Origin of the sequence: Proteus vulgaris (assembly GCF_016647575.1) — a bacterium.
In the GTDB taxonomy this organism is placed as follows: domain Bacteria; phylum Pseudomonadota; class Gammaproteobacteria; order Enterobacterales; family Enterobacteriaceae; genus Proteus; species Proteus mirabilis_B.
Window position 1 is genome coordinate 469176 of sequence record NZ_CP032663.1, and the last position, 18730, is coordinate 487905.

Below are 18730 nucleotides of genomic sequence, written 5' to 3' on the forward strand. Positions count from 1 at the left end.
CGAATTATACGCAATGTGAGAGCGCTCGCGCGCATTGGGAGAGTATCTGATGAGTAAGTTTCTCGATAGATTCCGCTATTTTAAGCAACTTGGTGATACCTTTTCAAAGGATCATGGCCAAGAGCTAAATGTTAACCGTGATTGGGAAGATGGTTACCGTAGTCGTTGGCAACACGACAAAATTGTTCGTTCTACTCACGGTGTAAACTGTACCGGCTCTTGTAGCTGGAAAATTTACGTCAAAAATGGGTTAGTGACATGGGAAACCCAACAAACGGATTACCCACGTACACGTCCTGATTTACCAGATCATGAGCCTCGTGGCTGTCCTCGTGGTGCAAGCTATTCATGGTATTTATATAGCGCGAACCGCGTTAAATACCCAATGGTACGTAAACGCCTAATTAAATTATGGCGTGAAGCAAAAGCACAACATAGCGATCCTGTTGATGCATGGGCTTCTATTGTTAGTTCACCAGAAAAAACTAAAAGCTATAAGCAAGCACGTGGGCGTGGTGGTTTTGTTCGCTCGTCATGGTCAGAAGTGAATGAAATCATTGCTGCTTCTAACGTGTTTACAGCAAAAGAGTTTGGCCCTGATCGTATTATCGGATTCTCGCCAATTCCGGCTATGTCGATGGTCTCATATGCTGCGGGTGCGCGTTATTTATCTCTGATTGGTGGCGCATGTTTAAGCTTCTACGATTGGTATTGTGATTTACCACCTGCATCGCCAATGACTTGGGGTGAGCAAACCGACGTTCCTGAATCAGCAGACTGGTATAACTCTTCTTACCTGATTGCATGGGGTTCTAACGTACCGCAAACACGTACTCCAGATGCCCACTTCTTTACAGAAGTTCGTTATAAAGGGACTAAAACCGTTGCGGTAACACCTGATTACGCTGAAATCGCGAAACTCTGTGATCAATGGTTAAATCCAAAACAGGGTACTGACAGTGCGATGGCAATGGCGATGGGACACGTTATTCTTAACGAATTCCACGTTAAACGCCAAACTGAATACTTTAGTAACTACGTGCGCACTTACACTGACATGCCAATGTTGGTGATGTTAGATAAACACGACTCAGGCAAGCTAGTTGCAGGTCGTATGTTGCGTGCTTCTGATTTAGTGAACAATCTGGATCAAGAGAAAAATCCAGAGTGGAAAACCGTTGCTATTGATGAAAAAACACAGCAATTAGTTGCTCCTCAAGGTTCTATGGGCTTTCGTTGGGAAGGTGCAGCTAAATGGAACCTTGAGCCTAAAGACGGCAAAAGTGGCGAAGATGTCACTTTACAATTAGGTCTTTTAGATAACCACGATGATATTGTTGATGTAGCATTCCCTTACTTTGGTGGGATCAAGAGTGAATACTTTGAAGGTGTTGCCCTTGATGATGTGATTGTTCATAAACTGCCTGCTAAGCGTATTACACTTGCGAATGGCGAAGAGAAATACATCACAACTGTTTATGATTTATTGTTAGCTAACTACGGTGTAGATCGTGGTTTAAATGATGAAAACTGTGCATCAAACTACGATGAAATCAAAGCATACTCACCAGCATGGGCTGAAAAAGTGACAGGTGTAGGTCGCCAAGATATCGCTCGTATTGCACGTGAATTTGCGGATAACGCAGAAAAAACACACGGTCGTTCGATGGTGATTGTGGGAGCCGGTATTAACCACTGGTACCACATGGATATGACTTATCGCGGCATTATCAATATGCTGATTTTCTGTGGTTGCGTCGGTCAAAGTGGTGGTGGCTGGGCACACTATGTTGGACAAGAAAAACTGCGTCCACAAACTGGTTGGTTGCCATTAGCCTTTGGTCTTGACTGGCAACGTCCGCCTCGCCATATGAACAGCACATCATTTTTCTATAACCACTCAAGTCAGTGGCGTTATGAAACCGTATCACCAACAGAGTTGTTATCACCATTAGCCGATAAATCTCGCTTTAGCGGTAGTTTGGTCGATATGAATGTGCGTTCAGAGCGTATGGGATGGTTACCATCAGCGCCTCAATTAAATCTAAATCCTCTATCTATTGCGAAAAAAGCGCAAGAAGTGGGTATTAGTGCCGCTGATTACACGGTTAATGCATTGAAATCAGGTGAAATTCGCTTTGCAGCTGAGCAACCAGATAATCCACAGAACTTCCCACGTAATTTATTTATCTGGCGTTCTAACTTATTAGGCTCTGCGGGTAAAGGGCATGAATATTTACTGAAATACTTGCTGGGAACTGAAAACGGTTTACAAGGTAAAGACTTAGGTGAGCAAGGCCAAGTTAAGCCACAAGAAGTGGAATGGCAAGATAAAGGCGGCGAAGGTAAAGTTGATTTAGTGGTGACTTTAGACTTCCGTATGTCAAGTACCTGTCTCTTCTCCGACATCGTTTTACCAACCGCTACATGGTATGAGAAAGATGATATGAATACTTCGGATATGCATCCATTTATTCATCCATTAACTGCCGCAGTTGATCCTGCTTGGGAATCTAAAACAGACTGGGAAATCTATAAAGGCATTGCTAAAACTTTCTCTAAATTGTGTGTTGGTCATTTAGGGGTTGAAACAGATTTAGTGACATTGCCTATTCAGCATGACTCTGCCGCTGAAATGGCACAGCCTTTTGATGTGAAAGATTGGAAAAAAGGTGAATGTGACCTTATTCCGGGTAAAACAGCACCACACCTTATTCCTGTTGAGCGTGATTATCCAAATACCTATGCTCGCTTTACCTCACTTGGCCCTCTGATGGACAAATTAGGTAATGGCGGTAAAGGGATCAGTTGGAATACGCAAACAGAAGTCGATTTCCTGAAAAAACTCAACCGTGTCCGTCATGATGGTGTGGCAAAAGGTCGTCCTGCTATTGAAACGGCGATTGATGCAGCTGAAGTTATTCTCTCTTTAGCACCTGAAACTAATGGTCAGGTTGCTGTAAAAGCGTGGGATGCACTCAGTAAAGTGACAGGACGCGATCACACTCACTTAGCCAAAGTGAAAGAAGACGAAAAAATTCGTTTCCGCGATATCGTTGCTCAACCTCGTAAGATCATTTCAAGCCCAACATGGTCTGGTCTTGAAGATGAGCATGTCTCTTATAACGCCTGTTATACCAACGTTCACGAGATGATCCCTTGGCGTACTTTAAGTGGTCGTCAACAGTTGTATCAAGATCACGAGTGGATGCGTGCTTATGGTGAAAGTTTAGTGGTCTATCGTCCACCGATTGATACCAAAGCCATTGATGCCGTTAAAGGTAAAAAACCAAATGGTTTCCCTGAGAAAGCGCTGAACTTCCTGACGCCTCACCAAAAATGGGGTATTCACTCAACCTATAGCGATAACTTACTAATGTTAACGCTAGGTCGCGGTGGTCCTGTGGTTTGGCTGAGTGAAGATGATGCCAAAGAGATGGGAATTAGCGATAACGATTGGGTTGAAGCATACAACAGTAATGGTGCATTAACGGCAAGAGCCATTGTCAGCCAACGTATTCCTGATGGCATGATTTATATGTATCACGCACAAGAGCGCCAAATAAATCTGCCGGGATCTGAAATGACAGGAATGCGTGGTGGTATTCACAACTCAGTGACGCGTGTTTGCCCTAAACCAACGCATATGATTGGTGGATACGCTCAATTAGCTTATAGCTTTAACTATTACGGTACTGTGGGCTCTAACCGTGATGAGTTTGTTGTGGTGCGTAAAATGAAACAGATTGATTGGCTTGATGGTGAAGGTGATGCTTATCAACAGACCCTGAATGGACAGGAGAAGGCATAATGAAAATTCGTTCACAAGTCGGTATGGTACTGAACCTCGACAAATGTATCGGTTGCCATACCTGTTCAGTAACCTGTAAAAATGTTTGGACCAGTCGCGAAGGTGTTGAATACGCATGGTTCAATAACGTTGAAACCAAACCGGGTACAGGGTATCCCCAAAATTGGGAAGACCAAGAGAAGTGGAAAGGTGGCTGGATCAAAAATATCAAAGGTAAATTAGTACCAAGAATGGGTAACCGTGTTGGTCTATTATCGAAAATTTTTGCCAACCCTGATGTTCCTGCATTAGACGATTACTATGAGCCCTTTGATTATGACTACGAGCATTTAAAAAATGCTCCAGAAGGCTCGTTACCGACTGCACGTCCTCGTTCGTTGATCACAGGTCAGCGCATGACCAAAATCGAAAAAGGCCCAAACTGGGAAGACGATTTAGGTGGCGAATTTAGTAAACGTGCAGCGGACAAAAACTTCGCCAACATGCAAAAAGAGATGTATGGGCAGTTTGAAAATACATTCATGATGTATTTACCTCGTTTATGTGAACACTGCTTAAATCCTGCTTGTGTTGCGACATGCCCAAGTGGTGCAATTTATAAACGTGCTGAAGACGGTATTGTGCTTATCGACCAAGATAAATGCCGTGGATGGCGTATGTGTTTAACAGGATGCCCATACAAAAAAATCTACTTCAACTGGAAAAGCGGTAAGTCGGAAAAATGTATTTTCTGTTATCCACGTATTGAAGCAGGTCAGCCAACACTGTGCTCAGAAACTTGTGTAGGACGTATTCGCTATCTGGGTGTGATGTTATATGACGCAGATAAAATCTCACAAGCTGCCAGTGCGGATAATGAAAAAGATTTATACCAAAGCCAGTTAGATATCTTCTTAGATCCATTCGATCCTGAAGTGATCAAAGCCGCTGAAGAGCAAGGTATTCCGTTAAGTGTGATTGATGCAGCACAGCGTTCGCCTGTCTACAAAATGGCAGTGGATTGGAAGCTTGCATTACCACTGCACCCTGAATATCGCACCTTACCAATGGTTTGGTATGTGCCACCTTTGTCACCTATTCAGTCAGCTGCTGATGCGGGGGTATTACCACATACTGGTGTACTGCCTGATGTCGAAAGCTTACGTATTCCAGTTCAGTATTTAGCTAACTTACTGACAGCGGGCGACACAGCACCTGTGTTATTAGCATTAAAACGAATGCTTGCGATGCGTCATTACAAACGTGCTGAAACTGTGGAAGGAAAAACAGACTTAAGTGCATTAGAACAAGTCGGTTTGACTGAAGCACAAGCACAAGAGATGTATCGCTATCTGGCTATTGCAAATTACGAAGATCGCTTTGTTATTCCATCAAGTCATCGTGAACTCGCAAGAGAAGCTTTCCCAGAACGTAATGGTTGTGGTTTTAGCTTTGGTGACGGTTGTCATGGTAGTGATAGCAAATTTAATTTGTTTAATAGTCATCGTATTGATGCGATTGATATCACATCAAGAACACCTCAGGATGAGCGTCGTTCAGAGGAGAAAATATAATGATCTCTCTGAAAATCATTTCCCATCTCTTAGATTATCCCACACAAGAATTGTGGGATAATCGAGGCGAACTGCTCAATGCATTACAGGAAGCCGATGAGCTTCCTGTGACTCAAGTTGCTAAATTAATGGCATTTATTCATGCCTTAACGCAACAAGAGTTGTTAGATGCGCAATCCAATTACAGCGAACTTTTTGATCGAGGTCGGGCGCGATCACTGTTGTTATTTGAACACGTTCATGGTGAGTCTCGCGATCGTGGTCAGGCAATGGTTGATCTACTCAATCAATATCAACAAGCAGGGATCACATTAAGTAGTCGTGAACTTCCTGACTATTTGCCTACTTACCTTGAGTACTTAACGCTTTTACCTACAACGGAGTGTATTGAAGGGCTAAATAACATTGCGCCTATTTTGGCTCTGTTAGGTGAGCGTTTAAAACAGCGAGGCAGCGATTATCACGCGCTCTTTGATGTGTTGCTTTGTCTCTCACAAAGTGGATTAGAAGCATCACAACTGACCGCTCAAGTAGAGAAAGAGCCTTTAGATGATACACCTGCTGCATTAGATGCTGTGTGGGAAGAAGAACAAGTGACGTTTCTTGGAGAAGGTACGCAATGTGGTAGTGGCAAGATCAGCCAACATCAGCGTCGTTTTGCACAAGAGACCGCCGTTCAATATCTCAACGTGGGGAATTCGTTGGATACGGGAGCACAAAAATGAATTACATCAATATGTTATTTTTTGATATCTATCCCTATATTGCTGGTGCCGTTTTTATTATTGGTAGCTGGTTACGTTATGACTATGGTCAATATACATGGCGTGCTGGCTCTAGCCAGATGTTAGACAAGAAAAACATGCGCCTTGCCTCTAACTTATTCCATGTGGGGATCCTCGGTATTTTTGCTGGTCACTTTCTGGGGATGTTAACACCACATTGGATGTATGAATCTTTCTTGCCGATTGAATATAAGCAAATTATGGCGATGGTCGGTGGTGGTACTTGTGGTGTGTTAATGCTGGTGGGAGGTGTAATGCTATTAAAACGCCGTTTAACCAACCCACGAGTAAGAGCCACATCTTCATTTGGTGACATCATGATTTTAACGCTGCTGGTTATTCAAGTTGCGTTAGGTCTGCTGACGATTCCTTTCTCGGCCCAACATATGGACGGTAGTGAAATGATGAAGCTGGTGGCTTGGGCACAATCTATTGTGACATTCCACGGTGGCGCTTCAGCAAATCTTGAAGGTGTTGCATGGGTATTTAAGTTACACATCTTCTTAGGAATGACGATTTTCCTATTATTCCCATTCTGTCGATTAGTCCACATTTGGAGCGTGCCAATTGAGTATTTAACTCGTCGCTATCAAATTGTGCGTAATCGTCATTAATGACTGCTCGACCTCCTGATAGTAAGTTAGAGACCTTTTAGTTGCGCTTATCTCACCCCCGCCCGCGGGGGTTTTTTTTATCTCTTTTTCCTCTTCTAAAACATCAACAAAATTTTTGAATGGTTAAAACAATAATCTTTAGATTCATTTAAGCAAGATTGTACTTATAATTCTTTTTAACAAAACGAATAAATTTATATAAACAAATAAGCAGTTAATTAAATATCGTGATATTTAATTAAATTTAAAGTTCTACCATCGATTATTTATTATTAATAAATAAATCAAAGTGTAAATTTAAATTAATCTGATTATTGCCATATAAATTTGGTGCTGCGATCTAATTAAGTCTTACCTCTATTATGCTATCGGAGATTATTATGAGCTTTAAATATCATCGTATCGATAAAAATAATGCTGCTGTTCTGTTGGTAGACCATCAAGCTGGATTACTTTCTTTAGTCAGAGATATTGAGCCTGATAAATTCAATAATAATGTATTAGCATTAGCTAACGCCGCTAAATACTTTAATTTACCTACCATTTTAACGACTTCTTTTGAAGATGGCCCCAATGGCCCTCTGATGCCTCAACTTGTCGAAATGTTCCCAGATGCTCCTTATATCGCCCGTCCAGGTCAAATCAACGCATGGGATAATGAAGATTTCGTAAAAGCGGTTAAAGCAACGGGTAAAAAACAACTGATTATTGCCGGTGTAGTGACTGAAGTGTGTGTCGCATTCCCTGCATTATCAGCACTTGAAGAAGGTTTTGAAGTCTTTGTGGTAACGGATGCTTCAGGTACTTTCAACGCCATTTCTCGTGACTCTGCGTGGGATAGAATGTCAAAAGCAGGGGCACAATTAATTAACTGGTTTGGTTTAGCTTGTGAGTTACACCGTGATTGGCGTAATGATGTTGAAGGATTAGGTGCGCTATTTGCTAACCATATTCCAGACTATCGTAATCTTATGACAAGCTATAATACTTTAACAAAAAAGTAAGCGGTTAATTTAAGTTTTATCTAAAAATAGGGCTTATATTCTTTTTCGATAAATATAGTTTAATTGAATTTTGAATTTATTAAATTATAGATATAAGCCCTTAATTAATAAATGGATCTAAAATGAAAAGTAAAATATTAAAAACCACTGCTATTGCGATGGCATTAAGTGTGGGTGTTGCACAAGCAGCTGAATATAAAGCAAGTACCGCAGAAGGCCCAATAAAAATAGTTAACTTAAAAGCGATGGAAGCACAAGTTCAAGCGAATATGGATAAAGGGGCTTTCGGTTATATTCGTGGTGGTGCTGAAGACGAAAACAATTTACGTTCAAACACAACGGCATTTGATAAAAAATATATTATGCCTCGTTCATTACAAGGCATCGAATTTTCTGACTTAGATTTAAAAACAGAATTTTTGGGTATTAAATTAGATACGCCTATTATTCAGGCACCGATGGCAGCTCAAGGGCTTGCACATCAACAAGGCGAAGTCGCCACAGCAAAAGGTATGGCAAAAGCAGGCTCTATTTTTTCATTAAGTACTTATGGTAATAAAACCATTAAAGAAGTGGCAGATGCTCAACCGGGTTATCCTTTCTTCTTCCAGTTGTATATGAGCAAAAATGATGCCTTTAACGAGTATATTTTATCTCAAGCAAAACAGTATGGCGCTAAAGGTATCATTTTAACTGTTGATTCACCTGTCGGTGGTTATCGTGAAGATGATATTAAAAATAGCTTCCAGTTCCCACTAGGTTTTGCCAACTTAGAAGCATTTGCAAAAATTAGCGATGATAAATCTAAGACAGGTAAAGGTGCGGGTATTAGCGAAATTTATGCTCAAGCTAAACAAGCCTTCACACCAGCAGATATTCAGTATGTGAAAAAAATGTCTGGTTTACCTGTGATTGTAAAAGGTATCGAATCACCTGAAGATGCAGATATGGCAATTAAAGCAGGCGCAGATGCTATTTGGGTTTCTAACCACGGTGGTCGTCAATTAGACAGTGCACCAGCAACGATTGATGTCTTACCTGCAATTGCTAAAGTGGTAAATAAACGTGTTCCTATCGTTTTTGATAGTGGTGTACGTCGTGGCTCACATGTCTTTAAAGCATTAGCCAGTGGTGCAGATGTTGTCGCTGTTGGTCGTCCAATTCTTTATGGATTAAATTTAGGGGGCGCTGGAGGTGTAAATTCAGTTATCCAACATTTAAATAAAGAATTAAAAATTAATATGATGTTAGGTGGGGCGAAAACAGTAAAAGATATTCAAGCCACTCAACTTTATACTGATGCCAGTTTCAATCAATAATTAACTTATTTAAGTTAAGAATAATAAAAAACCCCATGCTTGATATTGAGCATGGGGTTTTGTCTATTGGTTATTACGAAAATTTAATTTTGGGTTGATGGTGTTTCACCAAAACAGAGGTTATTTTGATTGTTAATACCACCATCTGGAGATGAATAACCCAAGCAACCTAACATCGAATCAAAAATATTATGATGATAGAACGTGCGCTCTGCATCTTGATTACGTTTTAGGTTATCAAATAATTGCTTATTTTCAGGCTCTGCTAAATAGCTATCTGACATCCAAACTAAGAAAGGTACTTTAAATTGTTCTGGTGGTGCAATTTCTTTTGGTGTGCCATGTAAGCCACCTTTTTCAGAAATGGATTCTCCGTGATCGGAGGTATAAAACACAATGGCTTTTTTATCGCGTAATGTGTCGAGTATGCCATCAATAAAATAGTCGGTATAAAGAATAGAGTTGTCATAAGCATTCACTAACTGCTCTTTAGTACACTCATCATCCACGTTTAAACATTCAGGTTGATACTTTTTGAATGATTCAGGGTAACGTTGTGAATACATAAAGTGAGAGCCTTTAGTATGTAAAATGACGAGATGATTTCCTCTTGGATGCTGAGAAACTGCATTCGCCGTTTCAGCAATTAATAAGGTGTCATCAAGTTCTTTACCAAAATTGCTATTTTTGGCTGTCATCATCTCTTTCATTGCGTAGTTATTTAAATCAAGTTTATTGTAAAACCACAACTCGCTTTGCATTGAGAACAGCTCTGATGACATACCCAATTGGCTTAATACTGAAAAAATATTGTTCTCTTTTAATGTTCGCTGATCGTTACTTTCTGTTCCGTTTTCTCGAACAAACATACATTTTAAAGAGAGCTTTGTTGCGGTATCACAAGAAACACCTTTAAAGGCAACGAGGTTTTTCTCTTGGCTTAATAGCGGGTTTGTTTGACGTTCATATCCTAATAATCCCATATGATCCCATCTTGCTGTTTCACCAATAATAAAGACGACATACACATCTTCATTCGCCTTTGAAGATTGATAAGTAAAGTGATCGGCAGGATTAAAAATATTTTGGCTATTAAACGTATCGTCATACTGTGTTATTGCATATTGGAATAATGGAATAATCCAATTTGTAGGTAAATAGGCATAACTTAAGCCACCACTATAACTTGGCAGATCCAAATTATTTTTTATTTCATAGGCTTTTTGTTTTGAATCGAGTGTTTTTAAATAGGCAAAAACAGCCAGTGCAATCACCAACATTTTGGCGGTGTTCTTTATCCAGATTTTTTTCTTTTGTTGTGTCGTGAGATTTTTTTCTGGTTTTTTACATAGCCAAATAAGTGCTAATGGCAAAATAGATAAGCCAATAATCCAAATAATCACATTTGGACTAACTAGCTCTTTAGATAAATCTGTATCTGTAGTTAGTGTTGAAATGATAATGCCGTATCCAATGACTACATCATAAAAAGAAATATAGTAACTAGCACAAACACTCACGACGAGAATAAAAGAGGCAATTATTTTAAAAAAGAGAGTGCCGAAGAAAGAGAGTAATCGTAATAAGAAGAAGGTAAAGGCAATATTAACCGCAATTTCACCTAGGATATATAATGCATCAATGAGGGGGTTGTTTGTATTCTGTGTGCCGTATCGGCCAATGTAGACGGAAAGATTAAGAAAAAAACCAAGGTAGACAGCTAAAAAAAGGGCAATGTTTTCTTTCGAAAACCTTAAAAACTTTAGTTTTTGCATGTTCAATTATTATCAATTTATAAGGTGTAGAGGTCTTTAAGACCGCGAAGTTGTTTTCAGGTTCAGTATTATGTTCTTTTTTTTATTGAAGTTTAAAAATTTTTTATTTGAATTGCATTAATATCAAAATTATTAATTTTAAATAGTTCTAGTAGATAGGAATATTGATAGAGATATTAGAAGGTTGTCATCATTATATACGGCAAGACTCCGATAAAGGCAGATAAGAAAGCGTATTTATTATTTTGATCCCACAGATAAAATGAAGAAGCATAATTACGTTATAAGCGTTAATGCATAACGAATTTTGATAGAAACACTAATCGACATAAATATCGTCATTAGTGTCGAGCACTTCCTATTGTTTTAGTTTTCATTGTTTTCTTACTCACTCAATGTTTTTTATTTTTCTTTATTTTTCATTGCGTTGTAGAAAAGTAAAAAAGCGTGCTTATTTGGCACACTCTCTGCATAGATAGAGGAGAGAATCAGGTAATAACCTGAAAGTTGATGAACACAGGAGCAATGTTGATGAAAAAAGTCATCACGGTCTGTCCGTATTGCGCCTCAGGATGCAAAATCTACCTGAAGGTGGAAAACGGTAAAATCATTGGCGCTGAAGGAGCCAATGGTTTAACAAACCAAGGTGAGCTGTGTCTGAAAGGGTATTATGGATGGGATTTTATCCATGATACTAAGATACTGACTCCACGTCTTAAAACACCAATGATCCGTCGTGAAAGAGGCGGAAAATTAGAATCGGTTTCTTGGGAAGAAGCGATTGAGTTTGCGAGTAGCAAACTTCTTGCTATCAAAGAGAAATACGGTGCTAAATCTATTATGACAACCGGCTCTTCACGAGGCCCTGGTAACGAAGCTAACTTCGTTATGCAGAAATTTGCTCGTGCGGTTATCGGAAATAATAATATAGACTGCTGTGCTCGTGTCTGACACGGCCCTTCGGTTGCAGGTCTGCAGCGTTCGGTCGGTAATGGTGCTATGAGCAACTCAATCGTTGAGATTGAGGATACCAAATGTCTATTTGTCTTCGGTTATAACGCCGCAGACTCGCATCCTATTGTTGCTCGCCGTATTGTTAAGGCGAAAGAAAAGGGTGCCAAAATTATTGTATGTGACCCTCGTTACATCGAAACAGCACGTTTAGCCGATTTACACTTAGGCTTAAAAAATGGCTCTAACATTGCGCTATTAAATGCGATTGCGCATGTGATTATTGAAGAAGGATTGCATGATAAATCCTTTATTGAAAATCACACCGAGCAATTTGAAGAATATTGTAAATTAGTTGAAAGCTATACACCTGAATCCGTTGAAGAAACAACAGGTTTAAGTGCTCAAATTATTCGTGAAGCTGCGCGTATGTACGCGAAAGCAGAAACAGCAACAATTCTTTGGGGAATGGGTGTTACTCAGTTCTACCAAGGCGTTGAAACTGTTCGTTCACTGACTAGCTTGGCATTATTAACCGGTAATTTAGGTAAAAAATATGTCGGTGTTGGCCCTGTTCGTGGTCAAAATAACGTACAAGGTGCGTGTGATATGGGTGCATTACCTAATACACTGCCGGGTTATCAGTACGTTACTGACGAAAAAGCGCGTGAGAAATTTGCTAAATTCTGGGGCATTGAATCCATGCCTGATGAAGTGGGCTATGCGTTAAGTGAAGTCCCTCATAATATCGATCACGGCTTATTAAAAGCTCACTATGTAATGGGTGAAGATCCACTGCAAACTGAGCCTGATTTAGCAACCATCCGTAGAACGTTTGAAAAACTGGATCTACTGATAGTACAAGATATCTTTATGACCAAAACAGCAGCGATTGCTGACGTTATTTTCCCTGCAACATCATGGGGTGAGCATGAAGGTGTTTATACTGCGGCAGACCGTGGCTTCCAACGTTTCTATAAAGCCGTTGAACCTGTTGGTGATGTAAAAACAGACTGGCAAATCATCAGTCTGATGGCAACAGCAATGGGTTATCCAATGCATTACAACAATACCAAAGAAATTTGGGATGAGTTGCGTGAGTTATGCCCAATTTATTATGGTGCGACTTACGAAAAAATGGCGGACTTGGCTTATATTCAATGGCCTTGCCCAACAGAAGATAGCCCTGGTACACAATATCTGTACGAAGGCGGTAAATTTGATACCCCTAACGGTAAAGGTCAATTCTTTACTTGTGAGTGGGCACCACCAATTGACAAACTGTCTGATGAATTCCCAATGGTACTGGCAACAGTCCGTGAAGTTGGGCACTACTCTTGCCGTTCAATGACAGGTAACTGTAAAGCATTGGCAGCATTAGCAGATGAGCCAGGTTATGTTCAGTTAAATACTGAAGATGCCAAACAACTGGGTATTAAAGATCAAGAGTTAGTTTGGATACGCTCTCGTCAAGGTAAAGTGATTACGCGTGCTGCGGTCAGTGATAGACCAAATAAAGGCGCAGTATATATGACTTACCAGTGGTGGATTGGTGCTTGTAACGAACTCGTTGCAGAAAACTTAAGCCCAATTACTAAAACACCTGAGTATAAATATTGTGCAGTATGTGTTGAGCCAATCAAGGAACAGGCTCAGGCAGAACACTATGTGAAAACGGAATATAGCAATATTAAACGTCGTTTAAGAGAAGCCGCCGAGGGCTAATCTGACCTAATTAGTATTGTTTTTCTGCCTTAAGACCGAGTTTATTAACCTTGTGTTAGTAAGCTCGGTTTTTTTATGATTTTTTATTGTTGTCTGGACTTTTTCTCTTCTGCTTATCGTCGAAAAATCACTAAACTTTTGTCTGAATATTCACCATGCGTTGGCTCACAATAAAAAAAGTAACATGTTACTTTTGGCGTAATCCGTTTCTAAATCAAGTGGATAAATTGCTTTTTATTTAATGCCAGCGCAGGATGCTGTCATGGAAATGAGTGTAAGAAAACAACAACGAGATACCGTATGAAAAAACTCATTAATGCCCTACAAGCGTTTGGTAAATCCTTATATGGGCCAGTCTTGATATTGCCTATTGTCGGTTTATATATCGCTTTAGGTAATGTCTTTGGCAATGGCAATCTTGCGGAATATATTCCGTTTTTAAATCACCCGGTTATTCAAAGTATTGGGCAATTACTCGCAAAATCATCTGTTGCTATTTTAATCAATTTAGCACTGATCTTTGCTGTGGGTATTCCCGTTGGTTTAGCGAAAAAAGACAAAGGCTACGCTGGTTTAATTGGCTTAGTGGTGTTTGTTATTTTCACGAATGCCATGAATATTACGCTAACGCTACAAGGTAAACTGGTTAGCGCAGAAGAGATGCGAGCTGCTGGTCAAGGCATGGTATTAGGCGTCCAAGTCCTAGAGATGGGCGTATTTGCCGGTATTTTAACTGGGGCAATATCAGGGTGGCTTTATAATCGTTACTCAGGTCGTCAGTTTAACGGCATTATGGCTATCTACTCTGGTCACTGCTTTGTCGCCATTATTGCTATTCCATTCACCATTGCACTTGCTGTTTTAATGTGTGAAGTCTGGCCTTTTGCTCAGGCAGGTATTACTAAGATGGCGCTTGTTATTCATGATTCTGGTGCTTTTGGTGCACTGATTTATGGATTCTTAGAACGTATTCTTATCCCAACTGGATTACACCATTTAGTCTATACCCCATTTTTGTATACCGAACTAGGCGGTGTTGCTGATGTTTGCGGCACAACTTATCAAGGTGCAAGAAATATCTACTTTGCTGAAATGGCGTGCCCTGAGGTTAAACAACTCAGCAGCACTGTGATTTGGGATGCGCGCGGTATTGCTAAAATGTTCGGCTTAACTGCCGCAGCGGCTGCCATGATCTCTGTGGCTAAAAAAGAGAAAAAGCAGATGGCGAAGGCGATTTTAATTCCTGCGGCTGCGACCTCTTTCTTACTTGGTGTAACAGAGCCTCTTGAGTTTTCCTTCCTATTTGTTGCCCCTGTTTTGTTTTTAGTTCACGCCGTATTAACCGGTATTGGCATGATGCTGTTCTACCTATTAGGTGTTCATGCGATTGGTGCGAACGGTGTCATTGATTTCATTTTATATAACCTGCCGTTAGGCACTGAAAAATCAAATTGGCCTATGTATATCGTGGTGGGTTTGATTATGTCAGTTCTCTATTTCGTTATCTTTAGAACCTTGATTTTAAAACTCAATCTTAAAACACCGGGTCGTGAAGATGATGATGAAGAGACGCGTTTATACAGCAAAGAAGATTACAAGAAAAAAGCAGAAGCAGTCACTGCCTCTGAAGAAACCACTCAAACTATCAATGAGTTAGGTGAAGAGATTATTGAAGGACTCGGTGGACGTGACAATATTGAAGTGGTTGATAATTGTTATACCCGCTTAAGAGTCATTGTTAAAAATGTCGATGTAATTCATGAAGATATCTTGAAGAAAACCGGTGCTAAAGGCGTTGTGCGCCATGGTAATAATGTTCAAGTGGTTTATGGATTACATGTGAAAAAAATGCGTGAAGCGGTCGAAGCCGCACTTTAATAGGAGAAAGAAAGATGACTAAATCACCCTTTATCTTAAGTATTGCAGGCGGCGGAAGCACCTATACACCGGGAATTGTCAAAAGCTTAATGGTACGTTTAGAGGATTTCCCACTGAGTGAAATTCGTTTATACGACATCGATCAAGAGCGCCAAGATACCATCGCCCCTGTTGTTGAAAAAGTGATCCGTGATCATAGTGATACCATTAAATTTACAGTGACAACGGATGCAAAAACCGCATTTGATGGTGCTCATTTTGTGTTTGCTCAAATGCGTGTGGGTCAATACAAAATGCGTGAGCAGGATGAAAAAATTCCATTACGTCATGGTGTTGTAGGGCAAGAAACCTGTGGGCCTGGCGGACTTGCTTACGGTTTACGTACTATTTTACCTATGGTTGAATTAATTGATTTAGTTGAGGAATATGCCTCTCCTAAAGCATGGATTGTAAACTATTCAAACCCAGCGGCGATTGTTGCTGAAGGTGTACGTCGTTTACGTCCTAATGCTCGAGTATTGAATATCTGTGATATGCCTGTTGCGGCGATGCGTAATATGGCAGCCGTATTAAATGTTGATCGCCATGATTTAGATGTGGATTATTTTGGTCTAAATCACTTTGGTTGGTTCACTTCTGTACGTGTAAAAGGTGAAGAGAAACTGCCTGAATTACGTGAACATATCGCTAAATTTGGTCTTTTAACTGAAGATGCAGCTCAAACTGATCCACAACACTCTGATCCATCATGGGTGAAAACATGGCGTCATATTCAGCCATTAATGGAAGCATTCCCTGAATATATTCCAAACCCATATTTGCAGTATTACTTGATGCCAAATTATATCGTTGAGCATCAAGATCCAGATTACACCCGTGCGAATGAAGTGATGGATGGTCGTGAAAAACGCTTATTTGAAGCTGCGCGTGAATACAAAGAGACCGGTATTTTACCTGATGCTTTCCACGTTGGCGTTCATGGTGCCTTTATTGTTGATGTGGCATGTTCTTTAGCCTTTGATTTACGTCAGCGCCATTTAGTGATTGTTGAAAATAAAGGTGCGATTGCAGATTTACCTTATGATGCAATGGTCGAAGTGCCAGCATATATCACTTCTCACGGACCAGAGCCTATTCGTGTTGGCGACATCCCGCGTTTCCATCGTACTTTGTTAGAGCAACAATTGGCATCAGAGCAATTGTTAGTGGAAGCAACCCTTGAAGGTAGCTACGAGAAAGCACTTGAGGCGTTCACACTGAATAAAACAGTGCCAAGTGTGATCCACGCTAAGAAGATCCTCGATGATATGATTGAAGCAAATCGTGAGTATTGGCCTGAATTACGTAAAGCTTATGTAAATGGTAAGCGTGTTTGATCTCAAGACTTGCTGTTAATGAGTAATTGAATAAGAATGCTGTTCTATCACCAGAACAGCATTTTCCTTTTATGTTGGTAAGGACGATGTATCAATTAAGGTAACAGGTATGTCGGCACGATTATCATCTTTACTATCAAGAGCAGCAGAATTAACCCGTGCAGAATATCGCATCCTTTCTTATCTAATTGATAATCCGACACAAGTCGGCAAGCTGACCATTAGAGAACTTGCACAAGCCAATTTTGTTTCGACAACCACTATTATGCGTCTTTGCCAGAAATTAGGTTTTTCTGGTTATAGTGAGCTGGTGTATTACTGCAAACAGTTGTTATCTACGGCTGAAAAATCCCATCAACTGAAAAGTGATGAAAATGAGGTAGCAGAGCCTCTTTTTGATCAGTTTTTGGCGAACTATTTAAAAACTTTCACCTTAATTTCAGATGAACGAAGACAAGCTTTTGCTGATTTAATTAACAGTAAGAACTCATTTTTTATTTATGGTGCAGGTTTTTCTCATATATTTTCAGAATATATCAGTAAGCGGTTACAGCTGATTGGTAAAGATGCTTTTCTTTCTGGACTGAGTGACAGTAAGAATATCTTTATTAATAATGCGTCACGCTATACGGTTTTTATTGCGATATCTCGTAGCGGAGAGACAGAACAAGTTGTTGAAAAGGCGAGAATAGCCAAAAGTATTGGTATGAAGGTTGTTGCCTTTACTCGAGCAAGTGCCAATCCGTTGGCTGAACTTGCTGATATTCATTTCCCCATTTATGACGATGCAGTGAATTATCATTGTGACACTATCGAGAGCTCGTCTTTTGAATCAAACCTTGTCTTGATGATTGATTTATTACTCAGCCGAGCTCAACGATTTTAATTTATGCGATGATGCTTTAATTAAGCGACTGACTGATTTAAATAAAGCGTTAAAGGTAAGTCAGGATGTGAATTCATCGAATCAAATTTATGTGATGGATGAGAATCAACGGTTGGATAGCGAGATAACAAAACGATAAAATCTTGGTAAGCCTGATTTTTATTATCATGAGTAAAAATAGGTGTACCGCTATGATTTAATTCATTATCTGCAATTAATAGAACATCAAGATATTGCGCATTATTGTGTTCATAAAGCACATTTTCAGGGTTAACTTCTTGCCAAGGTGTTCCTATGGCTTCTTTCGGTGAATGAACACGTAAAGCCCCTGTATTATCTTTAACGTTATTCTTATTCATCATCACAATCATGGTGTGATCAACGCCATCTTTATGAACTCCTTCAATTGAAAGTTCACTTAAAGAATCTGGTTGGGCAATTAACCTTAAATGGAAAACAGTAGATATTGATTTAGGCGAATTTTGATCTGTTAAGTGACGTGGTGTAAATGTATTACCCTGAATTAATAGCATTTTTAATTTTAATAACGCTTGATAAGCTGTATTGCTCTGCCAGCGATCATCAAGTGCTCTAAAATGCCGTTGAGCGCCACTATCTTCACGAATAAATCCATCTTCTTCAGTGAGAACAAAAGGTTGATACTCTAGTCTGGAGATCGTTGCTATATCATTATCAAAAAGGTAGCGTCCAGTTCGAGAGTGACGAAATGAAAGCGTTGGATCTTGTGCTAAATAGTCACCATATTCCATTAGTGCATTAATATCTTTTTCTTCAGCACCTAATTGTTTTATTAAATCAATGACAATATCTTGAGGAATAAAAACATATTTATTATTTTTGTATTCTTTTCTTATTTCACTAATTTTATTTATAAACAGGCTATTCATATAATATGCTCCATTGATGGTTTATATTATTAATAATTAATTAGAGGAATAACTAATAAAATATAATCAACTAGATTATAGATAGAGATTAATAAGTTTCAAATTGATGAAAAAAAAGAGTGTAATTAATTTATTACACTCTTTT

At 39.6% G+C, this 18730-nt stretch carries 12 protein-coding genes; 10 read left to right on the forward strand and 2 right to left on the reverse strand.

From position 1 onward, the window contains the following. The first annotated feature begins 49 nt into the window (after positions 1–49). From D7029_RS02270 to D7029_RS02295, 6 genes are all read left to right on the forward strand, one after another. Positions 50–3811: a nitrate reductase subunit alpha gene (locus D7029_RS02270; RefSeq protein WP_194951731.1), complete on the forward strand. Its 3762-nt coding sequence runs from the start codon at positions 50–52 to the stop codon at positions 3809–3811. Continuing rightward, the gene (gene narH / locus D7029_RS02275; protein ID WP_088493882.1) at positions 3811–5364 is read left to right on the forward strand and encodes a nitrate reductase subunit beta; all 1554 of its coding nucleotides are present in this window, start codon (positions 3811–3813) and stop codon (positions 5362–5364) included. The genes D7029_RS02270 and narH overlap by 1 nt, the downstream gene beginning before the upstream one ends. Beyond that, positions 5364–6089 (forward strand): nitrate reductase molybdenum cofactor assembly chaperone, encoded by a 726-nt coding sequence (gene narJ, locus D7029_RS02280; protein WP_193775133.1) that lies wholly within the window; start codon positions 5364–5366, stop codon positions 6087–6089. The genes narH and narJ overlap by 1 nt, the downstream gene beginning before the upstream one ends. Then, on the forward strand, positions 6086–6763 hold the full coding sequence (gene narI / locus D7029_RS02285) for a respiratory nitrate reductase subunit gamma (RefSeq protein ID WP_088493880.1): 678 nt from the start codon (positions 6086–6088) through the stop codon (positions 6761–6763). The genes narJ and narI overlap by 4 nt, the downstream gene beginning before the upstream one ends. Before the next feature lie 380 nt (positions 6764–7143). After that, positions 7144–7767, forward strand: a complete 624-nt coding sequence (gene ycaC / locus D7029_RS02290) for an isochorismate family cysteine hydrolase YcaC (protein ID WP_099074036.1) — start codon at positions 7144–7146, stop codon at positions 7765–7767. 122 nt (positions 7768–7889) lie between these two features. Continuing rightward, positions 7890–9086, forward strand: coding sequence for a lactate oxidase (locus D7029_RS02295; protein WP_194951732.1), 1197 nt, complete (start codon positions 7890–7892; stop codon positions 9084–9086). 83 nt (positions 9087–9169) lie between these two features. Here D7029_RS02295 and eptB read toward each other — a convergent pair whose 3' ends face one another. Next, positions 9170–10861 carry a kdo(2)-lipid A phosphoethanolamine 7''-transferase gene (gene eptB / locus D7029_RS02300; protein WP_194951733.1) on the reverse strand — a complete coding sequence of 564 codons (1692 nt, stop codon included), beginning with the start codon at positions 10859–10861 and terminating at the stop codon, positions 9170–9172. A gap of 531 nt (positions 10862–11392) precedes the next feature. On the opposite strand from eptB, the gene fdhF reads away from it, so the two are divergent. The 4 genes from fdhF to D7029_RS02320 all read left to right on the forward strand — a co-directional run bounded on the left by fdhF (position 11393) and on the right by D7029_RS02320 (position 17677). Then, a complete protein-coding gene (fdhF, locus tag D7029_RS02305; RefSeq protein ID WP_194951734.1) occupies positions 11393–13537 on the forward strand; it encodes a formate dehydrogenase subunit alpha in 2145 nt (714 codons plus the stop codon). Positions 13538–13837: 300 nt separating this feature from the next. After that, on the forward strand, positions 13838–15415 hold the full coding sequence (locus D7029_RS02310) for a PTS transporter subunit EIIC (RefSeq protein ID WP_194951735.1): 1578 nt from the start codon (positions 13838–13840) through the stop codon (positions 15413–15415). A 14-nt stretch (positions 15416–15429) separates the two neighbouring features. Further along, positions 15430–16791: a 6-phospho-alpha-glucosidase gene (locus D7029_RS02315; protein ID WP_099660037.1), complete on the forward strand. Its 1362-nt coding sequence runs from the start codon at positions 15430–15432 to the stop codon at positions 16789–16791. Between the two features lie 109 nt (positions 16792–16900). After that, the gene (locus D7029_RS02320; RefSeq protein ID WP_194951736.1) at positions 16901–17677 is read left to right on the forward strand and encodes a MurR/RpiR family transcriptional regulator; all 777 of its coding nucleotides are present in this window, start codon (positions 16901–16903) and stop codon (positions 17675–17677) included. A gap of 20 nt (positions 17678–17697) precedes the next feature. Here D7029_RS02320 and D7029_RS02325 read toward each other — a convergent pair whose 3' ends face one another. Beyond that, the gene (locus D7029_RS02325) at positions 17698–18585 is read right to left on the reverse strand and encodes a 2OG-Fe dioxygenase family protein (protein ID WP_194951737.1); all 888 of its coding nucleotides are present in this window, start codon (positions 18583–18585) and stop codon (positions 17698–17700) included. Between the last annotated feature and the right edge of the window lie 145 nt (positions 18586–18730).

Bases quoted from the DNA above. Each gene is read 5' to 3' on its own strand.
- D7029_RS02270 (WP_194951731.1), top strand. From the start codon at position 50: ATGAGTAAGTTTCTCGATAGATTCCGCTATTTTAAGCAACTTGGTGAT.
- narH (WP_088493882.1), top strand. From the start codon at position 3,811: ATGAAAATTCGTTCACAAGTCGGTATGGTACTGAACCTCGACAAATGT.
- narJ (WP_193775133.1), top strand. From the start codon at position 5,364: ATGATCTCTCTGAAAATCATTTCCCATCTCTTAGATTATCCCACACAA.
- narI (WP_088493880.1), top strand. From the start codon at position 6,086: ATGAATTACATCAATATGTTATTTTTTGATATCTATCCCTATATTGCT.
- ycaC (WP_099074036.1), top strand. From the start codon at position 7,144: ATGAGCTTTAAATATCATCGTATCGATAAAAATAATGCTGCTGTTCTG.
- D7029_RS02295 (WP_194951732.1), top strand. From the start codon at position 7,890: ATGAAAAGTAAAATATTAAAAACCACTGCTATTGCGATGGCATTAAGT.
- eptB (WP_194951733.1), bottom strand. From the start codon at position 10,861: ATGCAAAAACTAAAGTTTTTAAGGTTTTCGAAAGAAAACATTGCCCTT.
- D7029_RS02310 (WP_194951735.1), top strand. From the start codon at position 13,838: ATGAAAAAACTCATTAATGCCCTACAAGCGTTTGGTAAATCCTTATAT.
- D7029_RS02315 (WP_099660037.1), top strand. From the start codon at position 15,430: ATGACTAAATCACCCTTTATCTTAAGTATTGCAGGCGGCGGAAGCACC.
- D7029_RS02320 (WP_194951736.1), top strand. From the start codon at position 16,901: ATGTCGGCACGATTATCATCTTTACTATCAAGAGCAGCAGAATTAACC.
- D7029_RS02325 (WP_194951737.1), bottom strand. From the start codon at position 18,585: ATGAATAGCCTGTTTATAAATAAAATTAGTGAAATAAGAAAAGAATAC.